The organism is Sphaerothrix gracilis Ecp01 (assembly GCF_030405905.1).
Classification (GTDB): Bacteria; Cyanobacteriota; Cyanobacteriia; order Phormidesmidales; family Phormidesmidaceae; genus Sphaerothrix; species Sphaerothrix gracilis.
In genome coordinates, this window is record NZ_JASATW010000009.1 from 131,552 (window position 1) to 152,982 (window position 21,431).

A 21,431-nucleotide genomic window follows, 5' to 3' on the forward strand; every position below is an offset into this window, starting at 1 on the left:
TAGGTGTAGCTGACTGCTGCTAACAAAATTTCTTAAAAGTCTGAGGACTTGAAGCAATGATTGCAAATGATTCTGAAGAAAGAATTAATGAACCTGAGACTCGAAATTCTGCGCAGACGAAAGAACACTATCTGCTTGAGAAATCTTTGGCAAATTGCCTGAAGGCATCGACTAGATCAGAGCGGCTTGAACAAAGACTCTATACTAAGCTGTATGACGAGCTTTTTCAGAAAATTCCTTATCATACGCAACTGAGTCGGCCAGCTAATGAGAGAACAGATTATTTAATTAGACAGAGAGTTAACTTTTTAACTCACTTTTTTGAACCTGAAACAACTTTTTTGGAAATAGGTTGTGGCAGTGGTCATCTCACTTCAAAAATTGCCGCCCAAGCCAGCAAAGTTTACGCAGTTGATGTTTCAGAAGAACTCACTCGAACGCTAAATCTGCCAGAAAATGTAGAGCTTATTATTTCTGACGGCGTTAGTATTCCCGTCCCAGAAGCAAGTATTGACGTAGCTTATAGCCATCAGCTTATGGAGCATTTGCATCCAGAGGACGCCATAGAGCAGCTACAGGCTATTTACCGAGCGTTAAAGCCCGGTGGGGTCTATGCCTGTGTGACGCCTAACCGACTCTGTGGTCCGCACGACATTTCTAGATACTTTGATCAAGTCGCCACTGGTTTTCACCTGAAGGAATACTCGGTGAGTGAGCTTAGCGTCCTGTTTCGTCAGGCCGGGTTTACGCAAGTTGGGCTATGCAAAGTCTATAAGCAGACCCAGATCTTTCATCTCCCGCTACTGCCAGGATTATCCAGTTTATTCAAGCTGAGCGAGTTGCTCTTAGAACGCCTGCCGTTTCGACTGCGGCGGCGGCTTGCTAACTCGCCAATTTTCTTCAGAAGCATCACGATGGTAGGCAAGAAATGAGTTCATTAATCAAATCGCAGCCAGAACAATCAGCGATCGCCAGTCAGGCTGCTTTAGCAGATCCTTCTGAACCGAAAAACTCAAACTCTGGGGGCGATCGCCCCTTAATGCTGTTTGATCTATCTGTACGTGGCCATCATCCAGCCTACATTCAGCATTTAATTCAATATTTTATTCATGAGGCTCTGCCCGGACGCTTAGTCATCGTTGTTTCGCCGCGCTTTTTGATAGAACATAGCGAAGTTGTGGAAATTGCCCAGCAGGCTGCGCCTGAGCGAGTCCAGTTTCAGGCGATTTCTCAGGCTGAAGTCGATAGGCTGGGGGGGCGAAAAACCGCATACCAGCGGCTACGGCGTACGTTTAGAGAATGGCAGCTTCTGCGAAAATATGCCCAAGCTTTACAGGCTCAACACTGCGTGGCCCTATATTTAGACACCTGTTTGAGGCCGTTGACCGTCAGCCAGCCTTTGCCCTGTCCGGTATCGGGCATTTATTTTCGACCCACATTTCACTATTCCACATTTGCGCAGCACCCGATTCAGAGCCAAGAACCTCTGCAACGCTGGTGGGAGCAGGGACTACTGTGGCTGATAGGACAGCGATCGCAGCTACACACCGTTTTTTCCTTAGATCCTTTTGCTGTGCCTCAGCTCAATCGGCTCCTCCGGCAATCTAAAGCGGTTCATCTGCCTGATCCAGTTGCGCTGGAAAAAGCACCATCTGAGCGGGTACAAGAGCTGCACGCAGCGTTGGGGATTGAGGCCGATCGCACTGTAGCGCTCATTTTTGGAGCTCTCACCCACCGTAAAGGCGTTCCTCAGCTTCTAGAGGCGATCGCGGAGCTGAGCGCAGCAGACTGCCAAAAGCTCTGCCTGCTGCTGGTAGGAGAATCCAATTTAGAACAGCAGCTAGAGGCTCGCATTGCAACGCTAACCGCGCAAAAACCGATTCAAATCCTGAGACATTACGAATTTGTGCCGGAAGCCGACGTTGCCGCCTATTTTCAGCTAGCAGACCTGGTAATGGCTCCCTATCAACGTCATGTAGGCATGAGCGGTATTTTGTTGCAGGCAGCGGCGGCTGGGAAACCTGTACTTAGCTCTGACTACGGCCTGATGGGAGAGCTGGTCAATCGCTATCAGTTAGGACTTGCCGTCGATTCGACTCAGCCAGCGGCTCTAGCTCAGGGGCTGCATCAGATGCTCAATCAGCCTTTGGTAACTTTTGGCGATCGCGCCCAAATGCGAACTTTTGCTGAACAAAATTCGGCTCAGCAGTTTGCCAAGGTGATTTTTCAACGTCTTCTATCCACCTCCGTCTAATCGCTTACTCGAGAAATCGGCCATGCCTGTTATCCTCCCTTTTCTGGGGCTTGCCTTCCTCTTTATTTGCTGGCAGCAGCGTCTGCAAGACTGGCGACGAGCCGTTCTGCTCGCAGCGCTAAGCTGGGGCGTCCTCATCACACTGACGACTGAAGTTCTCAGTTTATTTCGGGGTTTGAGTCTAGTCGGACTCTTGCCAGTTTGGTTGGGTATTGATGCCTTGTTGATCGCGGCTGTCTTGCGGCAGAGACAGTCGGAAAAACCGGCGCAAAAACTGTCTTTGCAGCAGTTTCCCCTCGGCCTGAAGCTGATGCTGATCGGAGTAGCCGTCATCATACTGGTGATAGGCTTTATTGCTATTTCGGCTGCCCCCAACAACTGGGACTCCATGACCTATCATTTGGGCCGGGTTGTCCATTGGATCCAGAACCGCAGCGTTGCCCATTATCCAACTGCAATCATTCGGCAGCTTCATCCCGGTCCCTGGTCTAGCTTTGCGATCGCTCAGCTACAGGTCCTCAGCGGCGATGACTATTTCGCCAATATCGTCCAGTGGCTGAGCTTCGTAGGCAGTTTGGTGGGAGTCTCCCTAATTGCCCAGCAGTTGGGGGCTAACCTGCGGGGACAGGTACTGGCCACTGTGGTCTGCGTCACGATTCCTATGGCAATTTTGCAGGGATCGACGACCCAGAGCGATCATGTTGTTGGCTTTTGGCTCGTTTGCCTCGCTTTTTGCGTATTGGCAGCGATTCAGGCTAAGTTTGCCGGACACTGGATGACGGCAGCCGGGGTAAGTTTAGGGCTAGCCCTGCTTTCTAAGGGAACTGCCTATCTGTATGCCTTCCCGTTTTGCTTATGGCTTGTCTTTTCCGGCTGGCGGCGGCTTAAGTGGCAGCTCTGGCGACCGCTGGCCACTTTTGGAGCGATCGCTTTAGCAATTAATCTGGGACACTATAGCCGCAACTGGCAGCTATTTGGCTCTGTCCTGGGTGAGTCAGGGCAGGGGATGGAAGTGATGGGGCCGCGCATTCTTCTGTCCAATATCATTCGCAATCTGGCCTTACATCTGAGTACGCCAGTACGCTCTATTAATTTGATCATTATCCGTTTTGTCGAGGGGTTACACGCCCTTATTGGCCTAGACGCTAGCGATCCGCGCATCAGCTCTCCCCCCGGTCAGGGATTTGATATTCACAGCCTGATCAACCATGAAGATTTGGCAGGCAATCCTCTGCATCTGCTGCTGTTTTTGGCGGCGACGATTGTCTTCTGGATGGTTAGACGGCGATTGCGACAGCGACAGCAGTATTTCTTGGCGACTTATTGGCTAGCTGTGGTCGTTGGTTTTCTGCTGTTTTGCGGCCTGATTATCTGGTCGCCGTGGCGTAGTCGCCTGCATCTCCCCTTGTTTGTGCTGGCCTCCCCGTTTGTGGGCGTTGTGCTAGCAGAAATGATTGGCCGCCGAGTGGTCAACGCGGTCGCCGCTCTTTTACTGAGCGCTTCTTTGATTTGGGTTGGCTTCAGCGAAAATCGACCTTTGTTTGCCAACAGCCAAATTGTTGAAACTGATCAGGTGCAGAACATCTTTAATCAGAGCCGGACTGAGCAATACTTCTTGAGTAATCCCGATGCCCAGGAAGCCTACATAGAGGCCGCTAATTTCATTCAGTCTCAGGCTTGCTCTAAGGTGGGTCTGAAGCTCTCTGGCAACACCTGGGAGTATCCTTTGTGGGTCATGCTCAACAATCACGCAAAACCAACGCTGCAAATTGAGCATGTAGATGTTGACAACGCCTCAGTTGCTAAGGCTGAGGTCACGGGCGATCGCCGCTTTGTGCCCTGCACCATCGTGGCTGACAATGTCATGACTAGCGATCGCCCGCAGCTCAGCATTTTTGAAAATACCTACGAGCGTCAGTTACAGGTCGGTGCTCTCAGTATCTATACGGATCAGTCTTTCAGCCAACAGCCCTAGCCAAAGTATCAAGGGTGCTTGCTGTTCAGGTCAAACGTTTGTTTCCCCCCGCGTCGGAGATTTTATTCTCAATGAATGCTATCGAAACTTCGCCCTTAGTCCCCTTTCTCAAGCCCAATCATCAGATTGATTTTCTGCGGCAAGTGCCAACCGATCTAATTCGGAATCCAACGCCTGAGCTACAAGCCAATCAGCACTTCTTCGACACGCCGCAGTGGGCTAAGAATTACTTTGAGGCCTGTCACCGCTCTGCAGCCTTCAGAGAGCGGTGGCTAGCGGCAATCGGCAGTTGGGATGATCAGATCGTTGTAGACATTGGCTGCGGCCCCGGCAACCTCTATGCAACGCTAGGAGGACATCCTCAGCTCATCATTGGCGTAGATGTAGCAGCGGCGTCTTTAGAAATGGCGCAATCCTTAGGCTACGTACCGCTTCTAGCTGATGCCCACGATCTGCCTCTGAAGTCTGAGTTTGCTGACATCGTTACTCTTAATGCGACGCTGCACCACTGTAAAGACATGCAGCAGGTTTTACAAGAAGCCGCTCGCCTAGTGCGACCGGGCGGGCTGCTGGTAGTAGATCATGATCCGCAGCAGTATGCCTGGAATTATCAAGGGCTGGGAATGGCTTTCTACCGTTTACGCCATCTAATCTACCGCTACTTTTTACCCAGTCTCGATATGGAGAAAGAGGAACGTCGCCATGCCCTCGCGACTGAGATTCACCATCATCCCGGCGGTGGCGTGACAGCAGAACTGTTTATCAAAACGCTGTTGCCGCGCGGCTTTAGCCTCAATCTCTATCCCCATAACCAGACAGTGGGAGCGGCAGTGCTGGAAGGCTGTATAGGCCATCCCCCCCACTGGCGCTACCGGCTAGGGCAGCGCCTATCGGGCCTCAATCCGGAGCTGCCAGAGGCGGCGCTGTCGCTGATGTGTATTGCTCGGCGTAACCCGCTGTAGCCCTGGGGACGGGGGCGTTACGGCTGTGTCTAGCAACACCCTGCAGCATCCCCTGTTTGTGTTTACCTACTTAGCTGGAGGTTGTAACGTAGGAGGTGCCTAATTCAATCACTCTGCAACCTCCGTAATGACAACGTCCAAAGCGATTATTCTGCTCTCTGGTGGTCTTGACTCGGCTACAGCTGCCGCTCAGGCGATCGCGGACGGGTATACCCCTATTGCCTTATCCCTCAACTACGGGCAGCGGCACGAGCGAGAATTGATCGCAGCTACAACTATTTCAGCCCATTTGGGCATCCAAAAGCACCATGTTTTGGCGGTTAATCTAGCCCAGTGGGGCGGCTCATCTCTTACCAATGCCTGTGAACCTTTACCCCAAACGGGGCCGACTGCCGCTATTCCGTCTACCTATGTACCGGGGCGTAACACCGTTTTTATTGCGATCGCCCTCTCTTTAGCTGAAGCTGAAGCCGCCACCGCCATCTATCTGGGCATCAATGCCGTGGATTACTCCGGATATCCAGACTGTCGGCCAGAATATCTGGCCGCCTTTCAGCAGTTGGCAAATCTATCCTCTAAAGCCGGTATTGAAGGCAAAGCCCCCCAGCTCATCGCACCCCTCGTTACGGCGTCTAAGGCCGATATTGTGCGGCGGGCGCTGCAGCTAGGGGTACCGATTGAAGCTACCTGGTCTTGCTATCAGGGGGGAGAAGTCCCCTGTGGTCGGTGTGATTCTTGCCGCATTCGCGATCGCGCCTTGATAGAAGTAGGACGCCCAGATCTGGCAACGCCGGAGGGGCGGCAAGCAGCCAGCAATAAAGCTTAAGAGGCGATCGCAGTTTTGAGGTCGGTGGGCTGCGAAGTGGCAGCGGGGGCATCAATGATGGGACGGTCAGCAGCGGTCAGAGGTCGCCGCGTATCGAGATCAAAGCGATAGCCGGCGGGCAAAATGTGTAGCCTGACATCGCATAGCGCTAGCGGTTCATCTCGCAGGGTTTCGCTGAGGTTATCGTGGGACAGGTCAGCTACATCAACCACTGTAACGGAGCCTGACCCTAAAACCTCTAGTTCATTACCGCTGACGGCGATCGCCGTATTTTCGTCAATGCCAAAGCCCAAAACGACGGGCTGCTGGGCGATCGCCGCCAATAACCGTCCCAAGCGGCCTCGCTCAGCGAAATGCTGGTCGATGACCACGCCCGGCAAAAAGCCCATGCCCTGATCCATCGTCACCACTTCGACCCGAGGATTAGTTTCTGCCTCACCTTCTAAAATCATCATATCTGGCATCATCGCCGCACCGGCGCTGGTACCGGCAATAACGGCCCCTGCCTCGTAGCGTTGATGCAGAACACGCTCTAGCTCAGTTCCTTTCAGCACCTCAGTAATGCGGGACTGATCGCCCCCCGTAAAGAAAATACCTGTTGCTGCCTCAATTTGAGCGATCGCTTCTGGGCGATCGGCCTGATCGCGCTCAGCCGTATCTAAAATCTCAATCTGCTCAACGCCCAAACGCTCGAAAATGCGGCGATAGTCCTCTCCCACTTCTCGCGGCAGGCCAGTGGCCACAGTCATCACCACTAGATGCGCCCGTATGCCCCCAGAACGGCGGACAAATTCTCGCAAGATAGCGCAGTCGTCCCGTTTGTCTTCTGCACCGCCAATAATGACTAACTGACCCAGTGCTTTGCTGACAGCCATAGGTGGCCCCCTTGTAGGTTAAGCGTTGATTAATTCTTTTCTCATGAAAACATGACATTTGTCTGATTCATTACGTTCTGAAGATAGATTCTGAGCAACACAAAGATTAAGATTCGTTAAATTGGAGGGCCTAAAATAGCGCGATCAACAGCTCTTTAGACGGGACTAAATTGGCACTTCAAAGATTAGTCGAAATAGCAGTTATGCCCTGGTTTATCGCGGCCGCTAGCTAAACTAGCAGCGCCGAAAAGCCTGTCAATTCTAAATCCCCTACTCTAGGCAGAAGCTCTTTAAACTAAATTAGACTAGGGTAATTTTTTATCTAAAAGACTTACAAAAATTTCTATGACTCTCAGCTCTGACGCTACTTTTCCACTTATTAATGCTAGACGAGGTGATGTTTTTGACCTCTACGATCTGTGCTTTTATGGAGGGCCTAACCCCTATTTAGAAACAATTGCTTTAGTCTTTGACTTTGCGCTCACCAATCGCTCTCAGCCTCTACCCGTTGCTGAATATGTCAAGGCAATTAGCGATCGCTACCCAACTTTAAGCGACGCGCAGCCAACTTCCTACGGCCAGTTGTTTGCCCTGGCAGCGATCGAAGTGAGCCAACTCGATATGGGCCTGCATTTTCGTCACTGGAGCGTGACGCCTCAGCCCCAAGCCGAGCGGATTGCGATCGAATCTCTGCACGAATACACCACCCATGCCGTGATTTACACCGTTTGGGACTGGCTTGAGGCCATCACAGCCGCTCAGCCTTTTGACATCGACGCCCAAATAGAGAGCCTACAAAATAGCTTTCGCAAGTCAATCTACGGCGGGCCGACGAACTATGCACTGCTGCGCACTGCCTACGAAAAAGGTATTCCTACCAGCTATTTGTGGGACGAGCGGCTGATTCAGTACGGCTATGGCCGCCAGCAGGTGCGCGGCTTTTCCACCACGTTTGACCAAGATAGCCACTTAGACTCGGACTTTACGACTCAGAAAGATGAGTGCAAAGCCTTCTTGCAGACTTTAGGCTTTCCGGTGCCCAATGGGGATGTGGCTTATTCGCCAGAGGAGGCGATCGCCATTGCCGAAGAGATTGGCTATCCGGTGGTGGTCAAGCCTGTAGATGGGCACAAGGGGCAAGGGGTGACCACTGACATTCGCAACCCCGATGAAATTACCGCAGCCTACGAGGAAGCCAAACGGGCGATCGCTGAGGAACAGCCTGGCCGTGTGATTGTAGAGCGCAGCCTGCAAGGTCGCGATTTCCGGCTGCTGTGTGTCAACGGTCGATTCGTGGCGGCGCTAGAGCGGCAGCCAGCCTCGGTTGTGGGAGATGGGGAATCCCCGCTAGCGGCGCTCATTGAACGGGAAAATCGCCGCTCCGCTCGCCGCGACACGCCGACCTCGCCCCTCGGCAAAATTCAGCCGGATGAGGCCATGACGGCCTATCTGGCCCAGCAAAAGCTCACCTTTGACGACGTTCCAGAGGCCGGACAAAAAGTTTACCTACGCAAAGCCGCCAATCTCTCTGCTGGGGGACTCAGCATTGATGCCACACGCACGATTCACCCCGAAAATATCGTGCTGGCTCAGGATATTGCCCAGCACTTTCGACTCACCTGCTTGGGCATTGATGTGGTAGCTCACAATTTAGCAGAATCTTGGAAGGCGGGAGAATTTGGCATTATCGAAATGAACGCCGCTCCGGGCATTTATATGCACCTCAACCCTGCTGTGGGCGAGCCAGTAGATGTCACCTCGCCTATTTTAGAGACTTTCTTTGCTTCCGGCCGGGCGGCCCGGATTCCCATCATCACGTTCAACCACATCGGCAAGCGGGATCTCCAAGAAGTGATTGACCATATCCTGCTGCGGCGGCCTAACTGGCGGATTGGGGCCGTGTGCCAAAGCGGCATTTTTATTAATCGGGCCGAGAAGTGCCTGCATCCGCGCTACAACATCAATGTGCAAAACCTGCTGCGTAATCCCAAGGTCGATCTGCTAATTGCCGAATATCCAGAAGCGACCCTAGAAAGTCGAGGCATGTTTTACTACGGTAGCGACTTAGTGATTCTAGAAAATCCTACTGAGACTGAACAAATGCTGGCCCGCGACGTATTTGACGACTCCACCGTCGTCATTCGCCGGGACGACAGCATCTTTATCCGTCGTCAAGGGCTGGTCGAGCAATATGCCCTGGGCACCCAAGAACCCTTTTCCAGAGCCTATCTCAAAGAAATCTCAACTATCTTATAGAAATTAGCCCTCGTCTTGGCGTTCCCGCCGGGGTTGGACTTTATCAGTTGTTTTGATCTCTTCTTTTATTCGGGCGATCGCTTCTTTGTAGCGGCGAATATCATCGTCGTAGCGGCGCATAGCGGCAGCTTTAGCTGCGGTCGTAGTGCGTAGGCGCTGCTCGAACTGCTGTAGCTGCGTTTTCTTGTCAGGTACGGCAATCCCTGAGCCTACCTGCTGGCTAAACTGCTGCATCTGCTGCTGCATCTGTTTAGTGAAGCTCTGCTGAGCGTTTAAAACGTCTTCAATGCGTTTAGCTTTCATAGCGTCTCCTGATTAGGGATAGATATTAAAGTCGCCGGGATTAGCCGGAGTGATGCCGGAACCAAAGTTGAAGATGGCGCCAGTGGCGATATTGCCCATCAGCGTGACGCGTTCAGGATTGTCCAAGTCTATAGAGGGGAGATTGGGATTGTCAGCTTTGATTTGATTGCCCATCACCACTAACTGTCGGCCCCAGGTTGAAACAGTTGAGCTACCTGAGCGGACATTGATCGCGGTGAGGCCGATGGGAGGCTGCTCGGCCAGAGTACGCAAGTGGAAGCATTGGTTATGGCTAAAGTTTACCTGCTCTAAGCCAGCCTGGAGCAGGCTGGGATTTTTGACAAACTCAACTAGGTGCGGAAACCCAATGCCCTGAAAAACATTGTGGGTGACGAGGGCATTGCCCAATTGCGGAAAGCGAATATCGTTGGTAACAGGCGACAGCCAGCCCACAAGCAGCAGCGCCCGGTGAAGCTGAGCTAGACCAATTCTAGCCAGATTTTCAATGTCGCTGTAGTACACGTCATTGTTTCTGATTTCGCAGGCTAGCACCAGCCCAATGGCAATGCCCCAGAAAGTACCTGCGGGGGTAACTTCACCCTGGCGCGAAATGCCCGTATTCATTACCTGGCAAGACTCAACTGTGAGATTACCGAGCACTGAAATAATGAAAAATCCGGCTCCGATCGCAGGACTGGCAGCCGTCCCCGGAAAGCTAGAAACTGGGGGCCGATAGCCACAGTGATCGAGGCGGTTGTGCGTTAGATAGGCGCTTTCAATCAGGTTGACAGCGGCAAAGCCTGCCAGGGTCATATTTTCAATCAGGTTGCCGGAAACCTCCAAAGCTGTCTCTGAGACAGCCCCAATCCCGTAACTACCGTCGCTGATGTGATTGTCGAGTAGGCGGTTCTGAATGCCCTCAGCGGGCGGATCGCCTAGCAGAAAAATGCCTATATCTGCGCCGCGAATTTGATTATCTTTGACTAGCGTGTCGCGCGCGTTAGCGAGGGCTACGCCAATTGAAGGCAGCGCAACTGAATCGAAAATGCCGATCTGATTTTCTAGAATCTCAACGCCTTCAGCATTGGCAACGCCAATCCCCGTAAGCGTGCCCATCAGCTTATTGCCTTTGACGACGCTGTAGTTAATGTCTAAATCCTGCTGCTCATCCTCTTCAGCGATTTGCCCTACAAAAATAGAGAGGGGCAGTTGAGTGCTGCCGACCAGCAGCTCCCGCGTTAGCGCCGACTGCAGCGTGTTGTGTTCAATCCGGGCAAACGCGCCAAAGGCCCGAATACCGCCGTAGGATGGACTATTGAGTTCGAGATAGTTCTCTGCGATCGCATTGTGAGTGCCATAGGCAATAATGCCGTAAATGAAGGGTTCGCTGCCCGCTAAATATTGATTATTAAATTCTTCGATTTGGAGCTGATTGATCGCTTGACGACGAATTTGATTATTGAGAATCTGACAGCGATCGCTGCGTACCCCTGCCGCTATGCCGATGAGGTAATCTTGCAGAGCGTTAGCGGCAATCTGACAGTCTTGGCCTATCAGCACATTTTCTGAGGGCAGCAGGTTGAGCAGAATGCCAATGTAGCCCACCGAGATCGCCAGCAAGTCTGTGACTTGAAAAACAGGCCCCACAAGCTGATTGCCCGCGATTTTGCAGGCCGTACAGCCCTCAGCCCAAATGCCAATTAGGGCCAGGCTGATTGTGTTCTCTAACAGGGCAACCTGACGGCTATTGACCACAGCAATACCCAAAGCCGCCGCAATCGGCAGAGTCGAACCTGACTGGTTATCTGGCGATTCGGCTATTTCGAAATGGCAATGCCGCACTCGTATATTCAGACCGTTGCCGATGACTAACAGAGTCAGGTTCAGCAGGTTGCCAGCGTCAGACTCACTCCCGGCCGCCTCAAAATGGATTTGCTCCACTTTGACATCGCGAATGAGCTGCAGGCGTGGCTGAGCGATGATCAACAAGCTCAAACCGTTATTGCGGATGACGTGAGTACCGGGACTTTCCCCTTTGAGCACAACGTTGGATTTTTCGATGCGAATGGGCTGACGAATTTCGTGAACTCCAGTTTTAAGACAGACACAGCCGCCCGCCTGCGGCAGGGAATCGAGGGCTGATTGAATGCTCTCGCCTGGTTGGACGACAACCGTGCAGCAGGCCGCTCCCGGATCTAGTTCGGTTAGGGGGCAAAAGCTGTGATCGCAAACTTCTAGCAGATCGAGCTGGCCCGTATTGCTATCTGGATCGTTGCTGGGCAAAAGCTGGGCGATCGCCAAGCGACAGTAGTGATGCTCAATCCCCAGGGGCAACTGAGGGATTGGAGCCGGAACCGCCGCCGTCGTCAGTGGCCATTCAATCTGACCCGTGGCAGTGCGGGCAGGAATTAACCAGTAGTCTCCAGTTTTGTAAGTGCCCTCAGAAAACTGAACTTGAATCCCCCCTTCTAAGTTGACCCAGCCTGCGGCTACTTCCACCCCTATAGCCGTGGCGCTGGGGCCGCTGTGATCCCAGCGGCGTAATTTGGGATGGCGATCGAGACTAATCGAAACGGTCGGTGCGCTCGCTAAAACAATGATGGGACTGCCGGCCGCGCTGGTGGTAAAGTCGTCAATCTGCAGCAGTTCACCCGGTAAGCCCCTCAGTTCTAGCGCATCATCGGAAATTTCAATCCACTGGCCTTTAGTAAAGCCCAGCACCTGATCGCGGCCCAAATCAGCCACCGTAATTTCATTGCCGCTAATAGCCTGAATCTCCGTCACGATTGAGCCATTGTCCCGCGACCATTTGAACGTAACGGCACCTGTCTCACTGCCCTGATGAATTTCCACCCGGTAGAGCTGATTTTCTAGGCGTAGATAGCCTGCCTCCGGCGGAATTAGGCAGGGGCTTTCGGTCTCATCGGGTTCAGCGGTGCGGGCCGCAAGTGTGCCGCTGCTGGGGGCAATCAGGTCATTCCACTGAGGCAGCTCACTGTCGCAGGTAACTTCCTCAGCTGGTTCATCTAGCGGTAAAACCTTGACCTGCCAGATAGTTTTTAGCCGCGTGGTGGTATCGGGATCCCCCAGGGCCACCTCTTTTATCTGCGGGTCGTCTAAAGCGGTGAGATGGCGCTTCCAAACGTCTAGATAAATCAGGCCAAGCTGACCGTTTGCTAGCAGCGTCTCTAAAGGTTCAGGATCAGGCAAATCCGGCTGCTGGCTGTAGCGTGTTGGCGCTTCGTTTTCGCAGAGAATACCATCAACATAGAAGCGTCCGGCGCTAAGGTCAAAGTCAGCTCCCACAGAGGTGATGCCAAATCCAGCCTCGTGCTTGGGCGCGCCACATTTGCCGATGACGTCGATCGCTTCGGTTTCAACCCGGTTTTGGGCGATCGCCTGCTGCTCGTTCCAGTCAGCATCAACTTGCACCCGCCCCTGCTGCATCAGCACCGCGCTGTAGTGCTTGGCGCGATTAAAGGTATATCGGCTAAAATCACCCTTCATGGGGGCCTCCGTTGGATAAATCGCTATGTGATGTAAAAAATACCGGCCTCTAAGCCAAACCGCAGATATTCGTCGAGTCGCACCCGCAAGTTCGTTTCTCGCTGGGGCTGATAGAGATCGTGAAAGACGCCCATTTCCGCTTCATCATCCGCTCCCTGACGAATCTCCATCGCGCAGCGCTGGCTAAGCTGTGCGTAGGCCGGATCGCCGTAGCGCTTGGAAGTGAAGTCAGGCGAAACCCGCCGCTCTACCTGCTCCTGCTGCATGGGATCGGTAATTGCTTTCAGCTTGAGGGCTTTAGCCAGTTCCTCTAAGGCTAAATTTGGCTGGCAGCGGTAGCGGCGCGGCGCTTGAGACGCTAGGGGCAGAAAAGAAAAACGGACGCAGCCTGTTTGACGGCGCTGCACGGTCACGAGCTGGGCAAAAATGCTGTTGCTGGCCTCCAAGCTACGTACCTGGGTAGTTCCCAAAAGGGTGCTGGTTTGGATTTCAGCCGGTGTTGCGTCAGCCGCGATCGCGATCGCGGCGGCCCCATCCACTAAGCTAGTCACCACCTGAAGCTGCTCAATGGTGGCTGCAATACTGATTGGACCAATGAGGCAGTGATCGAGCCGCAGCGTTAGCAGCGAATTGTCGGTAGCGACAGTGAGGCTATTGACAACTGGGGAACTGCGGGTAAAGGGGACTAGCGTGCAGTGATCGAGCTGTAGCCGATCTAGATTGCCGGACTGCACCGTAAGCGCTCCTTCTATCAGCAGACCGTTGAGAATCACATCTCCGGGAATGTCGCTGCCATCGGGGGCGGTGCCAACTACGCTCAGATCGCCCCGCAGATGCGGTCGCAAAAATTCTGGGGTGACCTGTCCAATTTGTCGCTGCGGGGTGGGGGAATCAGGCACAGGCACCAGCGGCCATTCTGCCGCCACGATTAAGAGCTGGCTGCCTGCGGGGATCGTAATCGTGGGAAAGGCTTCGGCGTAGGTTTGGCTGTCTAAAATCGCAATGAGGCCAAACGTGCCGGGAGGCTGACTATTCCACTGGGCGATCGCGCCGCTGAGGGTATCTACGACCGCTGGGTCTGCCGGAGCCGCGTCTACGCTGACGCCGAGCTGCCAGGTGACGGGGCGCTCTAGCAGCGGCAAAACCGAGTCGCCGCGATCGTAGGGGCCACCGCCCACATCAGCACTAAAGCCATAGGTATAGCGCAGCCGGATTTGTTCAGGAACGACGGCTGCCGGAAAAGCAATGCGGCCCAGCAGCGGATCCACGGCTACCTGAATCGGCAATGAAACCGGGGACTGGGTCGGCTCAACTGGCATCGGCTGATAGTCTTGGGTCATAGGCGGACGCCGCCAGTCAGACAGATCGCAAATTAGAATTTCTGGCGGCGGTATTGGCTCAGCCGCCCCGTCTACAAAAATGTCGAATACCCGCTGGCGATCGCCCATCTGGGCCAAAGTACCCGATGTCTCAGCAAAGTAAACTGGCTGGAAAGATTGCCCATTGGCGATCGCCTGCCGCCAGCTTTCTAGCTCCTCATACAGCACTCGCCGCCGCAGCGGTTCCGGCACGTTAATCGGCTGGGCCAAGGTAAAGGCCAGTTCCGGCAGGGGCGGGTTAAACAGGGGTGCGTCTAGGCCCACCGGGTGAAAGGTGTAGCGGCCATCGGCGGGGTCTGCGACAGGGCGGGCGGTGCTGGGAAACAGGCCAATCGTGTACGGCTCTAAGCGCCAGAGAAACAGGCCAATATTGGGAATGTTGTAGCGGCCTCGCTTCGGCGGAATGCGGCGCATCTCGGCGGTGTGGGCGGTACTCTCAAAGGGGCTGCCGAGATATGCCAGCGGCTGCCAGCGGCGCAGATCAGGCGTTGTCAGGTTGTGGGGTCGCAGGTGGTTCATGTACTGCGTCGTCGCCAACAGCTCAAAGAACTCCACAACGCGGGCGGGCCAGCCCGTCACGTCTCGCCCTAGCTGCTCCAGCATGGCCGCTGTTCCCTTGCGGCGACGATAGCCGATGGTGTTAGCCACAGCGGCGCGGGCGCTGGGGAAGCCTGGCAGATTGGTGTAGAGGGGGCGATCGCCAATGAGATCGCCAATATAGGGCACCACCCACTCAGCGCAGGTTTCAATGAACTGATCGTCGTAGAGCTGATCTAGATCAGTCTCTAGCACGGCGATCTCACGCGCGAGCACCTGCACCAGCGCCTGCAGCGGTTCTCCCTGCTCTAAATCGCGGCTGCGATAGATAGCAGGCAGGAGCCTATAGAGTGTCTCAGCGTCAAACGTCATGGCAGTTCTCCTAGCTGGTCGAAGGAGGCCGGATCCAGCGTTAGCAGTTCGGCACTGAGCAAGTTATTGCCCTGCCGCAGCGGGACTGCTGACGGCAAGGGTGAGTGCAGCCCATTGACGGCTGAGCCATCCCGGTTGAGTTCATCTATATCCACATGCACCACGCCGGGAACGGCCTGGATCACCGCCAGCACTTCACTCAAGGCCACCCCCTGCCCAAAAGCGCGAGCTTCAAAGGAAAAAGCAGCTTTTAGCGCGTCCTTGACAGCACCCAGCACCCGCTCACTTTGATAGTCGGCATCGACTTTGAGGTTGCCCCTGAGCTTAAAGAGCGCTTTGCGATAGGACTTGACCAACAGCGGCACATACGGATCGCCGGACTGCCGTAACTGACTCATCAGCTTGTCAATCAGCTTCGCCTCGATTGCCGCCCCCTGCGGCCCCGCCACCGTTACGAAAACGCCCCGCCGCTGGCCCATCCAGGTCCAAGTGGCGAGAGCTTTAGCAATGCCGCCAAAGGCGCGGGCAAAGTCTTCATAGTCTTGCAGCGAAACGGCGCGATCGAGGGTTAGCACTGTCAGCGGCGCATTTTGACGGGCATCGGCGAGGACTTCCCCGTCTTCTCCCCCTGTGGCTGGCAGCGGATTGGTCACTGCCTTCAGCCCTAGCGGACGCGACATCAGGGCTGTGAGCTGGTTGGCTTTGACGTTACCGGCTAGACCAATTCCTTTGCGGTACGTGGCCTCCACGTTATTCGTACCCGTCAGCAATCTGGCCCCGGTTTTACCATCACCAAACTTCACTTCAGTTTTGCCGTCTTCGGTTTGGCGGGTCATGTAAATGCGATCGCTGGGCTTTTGGCCGTAAAGCATAGGGGCTTCATGCCAGCGGATATCGTTCACCCGTACTTCTAGGGTTGAAAGAGCACCGCTGGGAGCAGCATCGCTGCTGACATAGGTGAGGGGCGGCTGCCGCAGGTTGAAAGCCTGGTAGGGCTGGCTGGCATCGCCGCTGCCTAAGATTTCTTGGACGGTTTCGCCGTGGGTAGCGGGAGCAATGTTGGCGTTGATTGTGACCGTATTTCGTTTGTAGGGATGAGCCAGTTCGGCCTGCAGCGTGATCTGGGTATAGCCGCTCTGAATAGTAATGTCTTTCAGCGTCAGCGTTTCGCTCTGGGTGACACCTTCGAGGTCATGGCGCTCGCCGCTGAGGATGAGAAGCTGCCCTGGCTGCAGTCCCAGGTAAAAACCGTCGAGGGTGATGGTATTGCCGGCAACTGTGTCGGTAATGGGCAGCGCGGCTAGGGTGAGCTGTTCACTTTGGGCATAAACAGTAGCTTTACGAATCGTTTTTCCAAAGGCATCATTGGCATTGTGATTCCACCAGGCTTGATTAAGAGTAATTTGGGTGGTTTTACCACTGAGGCCGTAGGCTGTGCGCGATCGCTCTAGCACACTCTCAACTTGGTAGCTTTTAACGCTAGCGGTTTCCGCAAATAAGTTGAGTGTCGTGTTGGGAGCGTCAGTGATAGAATCTGCCGCCAGATTATTTGTCGTGTTATTTGTCGTATTGATTAGTGTGGCTAAAACGGGTGCTCCAAAGCCAAACGCATTTGTCTCCAACGCGCCCGCCGTTAAATCGTCAATGGGCGATGAGATTGTTCTGATTGCTACATAGCTATCTTCAGTAATTTCTTTGTAGGCATTGTCGAGAAAGAGAATGTCATCTAGCTCATCATCTGCTGCCTGCCACTCGGTAAACTTCAGTTCCCCGCCAGAAGTATCAGGCTTGCCTACATTGTCTCCTGACGTTAAATAGACCACTTTCTTAGCTGCGTTATAGCCAAAAACAGCCGCCGTCAGGCGAAAAACATACACTTCTGCTGGCTGGTCTATTTCCGCGAGCTGAGACATGACACTTGCAGTCAGATCGGCTTGATGCCAATCTTGAATTTCGGTAAAGGCGACTAAATCTTTTTGTGACCAGCTTTTACCAATGATTTGATTCTGAACTGCAGCTTGATTAAGGACGATCGCCCCCGTAGGCATGACAGCGACCGGAAATGTCGGCTCGCTAAACGTAGGGAGTTGTGGCGGCGATCCCTTAACTAAATCGAGCCGAGTCGTCCCTGCGTCCTGATTGACCGTGACCCGGAAGACAGTCACAAAGTCAGACTCCGTTGCGCTGCTAGGATAGACAATCAGCAGCTTGTCACCCTGCTGAATACGGGTCGCTGTGCCCTGAACCGTCAGGCTTTGTTGGAGAGAAGCGGCTGTCTGCGGCTGGGTGAGACGAGGCCGCATCGCATTCCAGGCTGTTCGCGCTGCGATCGCACTCACCGTCTCAAACATCTGGGCCTGTTCATCTTTCCCCGGAATGCTCTGTACCTTAGTGCCTACCGCCAGCGTAATTTGGGGCGGGGAGGTGGGGGCCGTATCCAGCGTGAAGGCCAGCGGGGTACTGGCCGCGACGCCGGGGCGAAGCTGATAGCCAATCAGGCGAGCTAGCTCACGAATTGATAGCCGCTCAGTAGCCGTGCGCAGGTAAGACTCTTGCGCAATCCGCTCCTGGTAGAACGTCAGCACGTCAGCGACGGTGGCCCAGGCGTCCAGCAGGGCGATCGCAAAATCATCTTCATCCCGCGTCGTTAGCGATTGCAGAGCAGGCAGCTCAGCCCTAGAGAGCTGGGCCAGCAAACTCTGCTTAAACTGGTCGTGGGTACCGACGCGGTAGGCGATCGCCGCCAGCCCCGCTCGGTTAAACACCCCAACGGGAGTCCGGTAAGTGATGCCCTCACAGCAGCCACAGTCATTCAGCTTCAGTAGGTCACGGGCTAAAAATGCCTTCATTTACCGCCCTCCATCTGCAAGCGCAGCACGCCGTGTTCGGGAAAGTCCGGATCATTTGCTAAGCGGGCGATCTCCAGCCGTTCAATTTCTAAAACGCCCGTGTCTAGGGCTACCGAGCTAGGGCTACCCTGCCGCTGAAAGAGCTGGATTTGGACTGAGGCCACTCCGGCGACGGCCTGGGCGATCGCGTAGATTTGGCTGAGATACACTGCCTGCCCAAAAGTGAAATTATCCGGGTGGAACAGCCCCCGGCTGCCGTCGGCCAGTGCTCGGCTGCTCAGCACCTGCAGCAGCGCCACCTTCACCTCGCTGCGAAAATAGCTGGGCTGCACACAGATAATCATGTCGATTTCCAGCGAGACATAGCGTGGCCCGTCTACTTCCAGGTCATAGCCTGCCATGCGAAACGGTTCTAAGTGCTGCCGCAGCTCCGTTTCAAAAGCGGCATCCACCGATAATCCCCCCAGCCGATCCACCGTGACAAACACCGTCCGCCAGCTCCCCGTCCAGCGAAATGTAGCCGCTGCCTTTTGCACCCCTGGGTGTCGTTCCGCCGCTGCCGCATAGTCCGCTAGCGTCACCGCCCGCTGCTGTACTCGAAAAGCATAGGGGGCCGACTGCCGCACTTGCTCTAGGCTTTCGGGTTCTCGCCCTCCTTGGGCAGGCAGAGGATTGCGAACTTGCACAATGGCGCCCTGCTCGCTGACCGCGTGGGCTAGCGTGTCTGCGCCGATGTTGCCCTGAGTGCCGTTGCCAATGCGATAGGTGGCGCTAAAAACAGTGCCGGGACTGGGCCGCAGCCCGTAGCGATCGTCCCCAAAGCGGACAAAAGCGCTGCCGTCGGCCTCAGTTTCCACCACAAAGTTGCGGTCTTGGCGATCGCTGTTGAGCAAGTCCCGCACGGGCGACCAGCTTGCAGTTTGACCACTCAGGTCGCTCTCTAGGGTGATGGCTGGAAGAGCCGCTCCAATTTGGCGCTGAAAGGCAGCCTGGGCAGAGACAGGTGGCGATGTATAGGGTTCAGCCTGAGTCAGCGGCCTCTGGCTAAGCTGGGGCTGGAAGCGAGGCATCACCGGATCGGGAACAGGAGGCTGACAGCGATCGCCGAGGGTAGTAGGCACTCTAAATAAGGTCGGTTCCGGCACGACACCGAGAAACTCAGTGGCGATTGTGGCCCCGTGATCAGCCAGAACGATATTGCCTAAAGCCACGCTGACCTGTTCTATAAACGCCTCCCCGTGGGCCGCATCGGTCTGAGCCGATAGGCAAAGGGCAAAGGGCAGCGCGTCCGCCCCATCCCACTGAATCCGCGTCACGTTGACAATATCGTCATTCGGCGGCTCGGCAAACTGGCCGCCAATCGGATCGTTCATCAGCGTCACTGCCGTCAGCCGCACCGCCCAGCGATGGCTTAGATCCGCGTCTTCAGGCTGTCCGGTGCGAGGCCCCACAACTTCTGCAAAAATCAAAATGTCGCCCGCTTGCAAATCTGGGTAGTGACCGCGCAGCGTGGCCTGGGTACTGCCCTGAGGCAAACAGCACTCCTGATCGCCCCAGGTGTAAAAACTGAGCTGATTATGGGCCTGAAACAGGGTTGCCGCCGTCACCGTCTCGAAGATTACGGGCTTTTGCTGCAGCGCGGCCTCATAAACCGACGAACCGGGCGCAATCAGCAGTGGCTGGCCGTCAATCCGGGTCAAGAGCGGCGTGCCCTGAGGTAACTCGACATTATTAGCGCTCACCTGCACCTGCACCCAAACGCGGGCATTGCCGCCATCATGCATAAAGTAGTCCACTAGGCGAGCATGACGGCGCACCGAAGTTCGGCGACGGGCAGTACCCAAATAGGCTTCAGTGGCGATCGCGTCCTGCTGGTAGCTGAGGTGATCCCCCACATAGGCCAGCAGCTCCACCAGCGCAATGCCCACATCTGCCGGATTACGCTCAAATCCCTGGGGCATCAGCACCGCCAGCCGATCCAGCATCAGCCGCCGGAAGCTGGCATAGTCTTTCGCTAAATAGTTAATGACGGCAGGGGGTGTCGGCTCTGGCGGACAAATTCGCTCTGGCTTACAGTCGAAGTCGCTGGGACAGTCCACCTTAAAGGAAAAGTTGATTGCCGCTAGAATCGGATCCAGCCAGCCCGGTTCCCCTTCGTTGCCTATAATTTGTAGCGTATAAGTTGAATAATCCCCCCACTGGTTCAGCCGCAGCCGCACCACCCGCGAGTCAGCGAAGGTCGTCACTGCAGTGACCTGAATATCGCGGATGCGATCGCCTCCTGCAATCGAAAAGTTCTCAACCTCAAGGCTGACCGCGCCCAGGGGCTTAATCAGATAAAGCAGCAAAATGAGCTGGCGATCGCTTTCACTGGGAGCGTCACTATCCAGCACCTCAATATAGTCAATACCGTTGAGTGGGCTAGCTTCTACAGCCGCGCGGCGACGGCGATCGCAGCAGAAATAGCGCAGCATCTCACACCTCCCGCCTAAACTGAGCCACCTGCGGCTGCTGGGTGCGCCGGATCCAGTAGCGCACCGTTACCCGCAGCGTTGAGTCCTCATTTTCGACCACCACCGCATCCACCTGAATCAGGTTGCCTAGCCACTGCTGTAGGGCACTCTGGGCACCGACCTGGGTTGCCGCCGTCAAGGTATCGCTGTTGGGGGCAAACACCAACTGCAACAAGCCACTGCCAAAGTCGGGCCGATTCACTCGCTCTCCCGGCGAAGTAAACAACACCTGCTCAATCAGGTCGCGGATATGGTCGGCCTCATCGGTGCGGGCGATGCGACCTTGATTGTCAATTTGTAAGGGAAAGTTGGTATACATCACATCGCACTCACACGAACTTGGGTAGCAGCGATCACCAGCGGCGTCCCGGTCGGGGTACAGAGCGCCTGACTGTCGAGCAGCAAAACTGGGATGCCCATTGAAGTCACCCGCGTCGCCGCCGTCACCCACTGGGCGGTGACGCAGGGGCCGTTAGCCGCCGGAGGTGTCGGTAGAGTGCAGCCGGCGATCGCGTAAACGCTACTTTGCATCACAATTGGCTGGCCGCTGACCGTAACGCGGGGATTGACGACCGTGGGCTGAGCCTGTCCAGCGTGGCTGCAAAGAACGGTGGCATTTTGGTGGAGGAGGGGACCGGGCATGGGGTGAGAGGGTAGAGGGGTGGAGGGGTAGAGGGGTGGAGGGGTGGAGGGGTAGAGGAGAGCTTGTAGGGTGGGCACTGCCCACTGGCCGTAAGCGAAGTCGAACCGGATGAGGGGAGAGATGGGGGAGCTTGTAGGGTGGGCACTGCCCACTGGCCGTAAGCGAAGTCGAACCGAATGG

Annotated in this window: 14 protein-coding genes; 6 read left to right on the forward strand and 8 right to left on the reverse strand. The window is 54.9% G+C overall.

The features are described from left to right. The first annotated feature begins 56 nt into the window (after positions 1 to 56). The 5 genes from QJQ48_RS11925 to queC all read left to right on the forward strand — a co-directional run bounded on the left by QJQ48_RS11925 (position 57) and on the right by queC (position 6,017). The gene (locus QJQ48_RS11925; RefSeq protein WP_346291454.1) at positions 57 to 932 is read left to right on the forward strand and encodes a class I SAM-dependent methyltransferase; all 876 of its coding nucleotides are present in this window, start codon (positions 57 to 59) and stop codon (positions 930 to 932) included. Beyond that, positions 929 to 2,254: a glycosyltransferase family 4 protein gene (locus QJQ48_RS11930; RefSeq protein WP_346291455.1), complete on the forward strand. Its 1,326-nt coding sequence runs from the start codon at positions 929 to 931 to the stop codon at positions 2,252 to 2,254. Before QJQ48_RS11925 ends, QJQ48_RS11930 begins: the two co-directional genes overlap by 4 nt. A gap of 22 nt (positions 2,255 to 2,276) precedes the next feature. Next, positions 2,277 to 4,229, forward strand: coding sequence for an ArnT family glycosyltransferase (locus QJQ48_RS11935; protein WP_346291456.1), 1,953 nt, complete (start codon positions 2,277 to 2,279; stop codon positions 4,227 to 4,229). Between the two features lie 71 nt (positions 4,230 to 4,300). Continuing rightward, complete coding sequence (locus QJQ48_RS11940; protein WP_346291457.1) at positions 4,301 to 5,191, forward strand: class I SAM-dependent methyltransferase; 891 nt, start codon at positions 4,301 to 4,303, stop codon at positions 5,189 to 5,191. A gap of 127 nt (positions 5,192 to 5,318) precedes the next feature. Further along, the gene (gene queC, locus QJQ48_RS11945) at positions 5,319 to 6,017 is read left to right on the forward strand and encodes a 7-cyano-7-deazaguanine synthase QueC (protein ID WP_346291458.1); all 699 of its coding nucleotides are present in this window, start codon (positions 5,319 to 5,321) and stop codon (positions 6,015 to 6,017) included. On the opposite strand, the gene QJQ48_RS11950 is transcribed toward queC, so the two are convergent. Further along, the gene (locus QJQ48_RS11950; protein ID WP_346291459.1) at positions 6,014 to 6,892 is read right to left on the reverse strand and encodes a cyanophycinase; all 879 of its coding nucleotides are present in this window, start codon (positions 6,890 to 6,892) and stop codon (positions 6,014 to 6,016) included. The two genes, queC and QJQ48_RS11950, sit on opposite strands and share 4 nt — an antisense overlap. A 345-nt stretch (positions 6,893 to 7,237) precedes the next feature. Here QJQ48_RS11950 and QJQ48_RS11955 point away from each other — a divergent pair, with 345 nt between their 5' ends. Next, on the forward strand, positions 7,238 to 9,148 hold the full coding sequence (locus QJQ48_RS11955) for an acetate--CoA ligase family protein (protein ID WP_346291460.1): 1,911 nt from the start codon (positions 7,238 to 7,240) through the stop codon (positions 9,146 to 9,148). A 3-nt stretch (positions 9,149 to 9,151) separates the two neighbouring features. Here the strand turns inward: QJQ48_RS11955 and QJQ48_RS11960 are convergent, their stop codons facing one another. From QJQ48_RS11960 to QJQ48_RS11990, 7 genes are read right to left on the reverse strand one after another with little or no spacing between them, the layout of a single operon-like run. Then, positions 9,152 to 9,451 (reverse strand): hypothetical protein, encoded by a 300-nt coding sequence (locus QJQ48_RS11960; protein ID WP_346291461.1) that lies wholly within the window; start codon positions 9,449 to 9,451, stop codon positions 9,152 to 9,154. A gap of 12 nt (positions 9,452 to 9,463) precedes the next feature. Next, entirely contained in the window at positions 9,464 to 12,958 is a 3,495-nt protein-coding gene (locus QJQ48_RS11965) for a DUF6519 domain-containing protein (protein WP_346291462.1), read from the reverse strand. A gap of 23 nt (positions 12,959 to 12,981) precedes the next feature. Next, positions 12,982 to 15,246, reverse strand: a complete 2,265-nt coding sequence (locus QJQ48_RS11970; protein ID WP_346291463.1) for a hypothetical protein — start codon at positions 15,244 to 15,246, stop codon at positions 12,982 to 12,984. After that, on the reverse strand, positions 15,243 to 18,095 hold the full coding sequence (locus QJQ48_RS11975; RefSeq protein ID WP_346291464.1) for a putative baseplate assembly protein: 2,853 nt from the start codon (positions 18,093 to 18,095) through the stop codon (positions 15,243 to 15,245). Before QJQ48_RS11975 ends, QJQ48_RS11970 begins: the two co-directional genes overlap by 4 nt. Further along, on the reverse strand, positions 18,092 to 20,569 hold the full coding sequence (locus QJQ48_RS11980; protein WP_346291465.1) for a putative baseplate assembly protein: 2,478 nt from the start codon (positions 20,567 to 20,569) through the stop codon (positions 18,092 to 18,094). The genes QJQ48_RS11975 and QJQ48_RS11980 overlap by 4 nt, the downstream gene beginning before the upstream one ends. Before the next feature lies 1 nt (position 20,570). Further along, entirely contained in the window at positions 20,571 to 20,927 is a 357-nt protein-coding gene (locus tag QJQ48_RS11985; RefSeq protein ID WP_346291466.1) for a GPW/gp25 family protein, read from the reverse strand. Then, positions 20,927 to 21,250: a hypothetical protein gene (locus QJQ48_RS11990; protein ID WP_346291548.1), complete on the reverse strand. Its 324-nt coding sequence runs from the start codon at positions 21,248 to 21,250 to the stop codon at positions 20,927 to 20,929. Before QJQ48_RS11990 ends, QJQ48_RS11985 begins: the two co-directional genes overlap by 1 nt. Between the last annotated feature and the right edge of the window lie 181 nt (positions 21,251 to 21,431).

Excerpts from the sequence above, each read along its gene's own strand:
- queC (WP_346291458.1), top strand. The coding sequence starts at position 5,319 with ATGACAACGTCCAAAGCGATTATTCTGCTCTCTGGTGGTCTTGACTCG.
- QJQ48_RS11970 (WP_346291463.1), bottom strand. The coding sequence starts at position 15,246 with ATGACGTTTGACGCTGAGACACTCTATAGGCTCCTGCCTGCTATCTAT.
- QJQ48_RS11975 (WP_346291464.1), bottom strand. The coding sequence starts at position 18,095 with ATGAAGGCATTTTTAGCCCGTGACCTACTGAAGCTGAATGACTGTGGC.
- QJQ48_RS11925 (WP_346291454.1), top strand. The coding sequence starts at position 57 with ATGATTGCAAATGATTCTGAAGAAAGAATTAATGAACCTGAGACTCGA.
- QJQ48_RS11960 (WP_346291461.1), bottom strand. The coding sequence starts at position 9,451 with ATGAAAGCTAAACGCATTGAAGACGTTTTAAACGCTCAGCAGAGCTTC.
- QJQ48_RS11935 (WP_346291456.1), top strand. The coding sequence starts at position 2,277 with ATGCCTGTTATCCTCCCTTTTCTGGGGCTTGCCTTCCTCTTTATTTGC.
- QJQ48_RS11930 (WP_346291455.1), top strand. The coding sequence starts at position 929 with ATGAGTTCATTAATCAAATCGCAGCCAGAACAATCAGCGATCGCCAGT.
- QJQ48_RS11950 (WP_346291459.1), bottom strand. The coding sequence starts at position 6,892 with ATGGCTGTCAGCAAAGCACTGGGTCAGTTAGTCATTATTGGCGGTGCA.
- QJQ48_RS11965 (WP_346291462.1), bottom strand. The coding sequence starts at position 12,958 with ATGAAGGGTGATTTTAGCCGATATACCTTTAATCGCGCCAAGCACTAC.
- QJQ48_RS11985 (WP_346291466.1), bottom strand. The coding sequence starts at position 20,927 with ATGTATACCAACTTTCCCTTACAAATTGACAATCAAGGTCGCATCGCC.
- QJQ48_RS11940 (WP_346291457.1), top strand. The coding sequence starts at position 4,301 with ATGAATGCTATCGAAACTTCGCCCTTAGTCCCCTTTCTCAAGCCCAAT.
- QJQ48_RS11955 (WP_346291460.1), top strand. The coding sequence starts at position 7,238 with ATGACTCTCAGCTCTGACGCTACTTTTCCACTTATTAATGCTAGACGA.
- QJQ48_RS11980 (WP_346291465.1), bottom strand. The coding sequence starts at position 20,569 with ATGCTGCGCTATTTCTGCTGCGATCGCCGTCGCCGCGCGGCTGTAGAA.
- QJQ48_RS11990 (WP_346291548.1), bottom strand. The coding sequence starts at position 21,250 with ATGCCCGGTCCCCTCCTCCACCAAAATGCCACCGTTCTTTGCAGCCAC.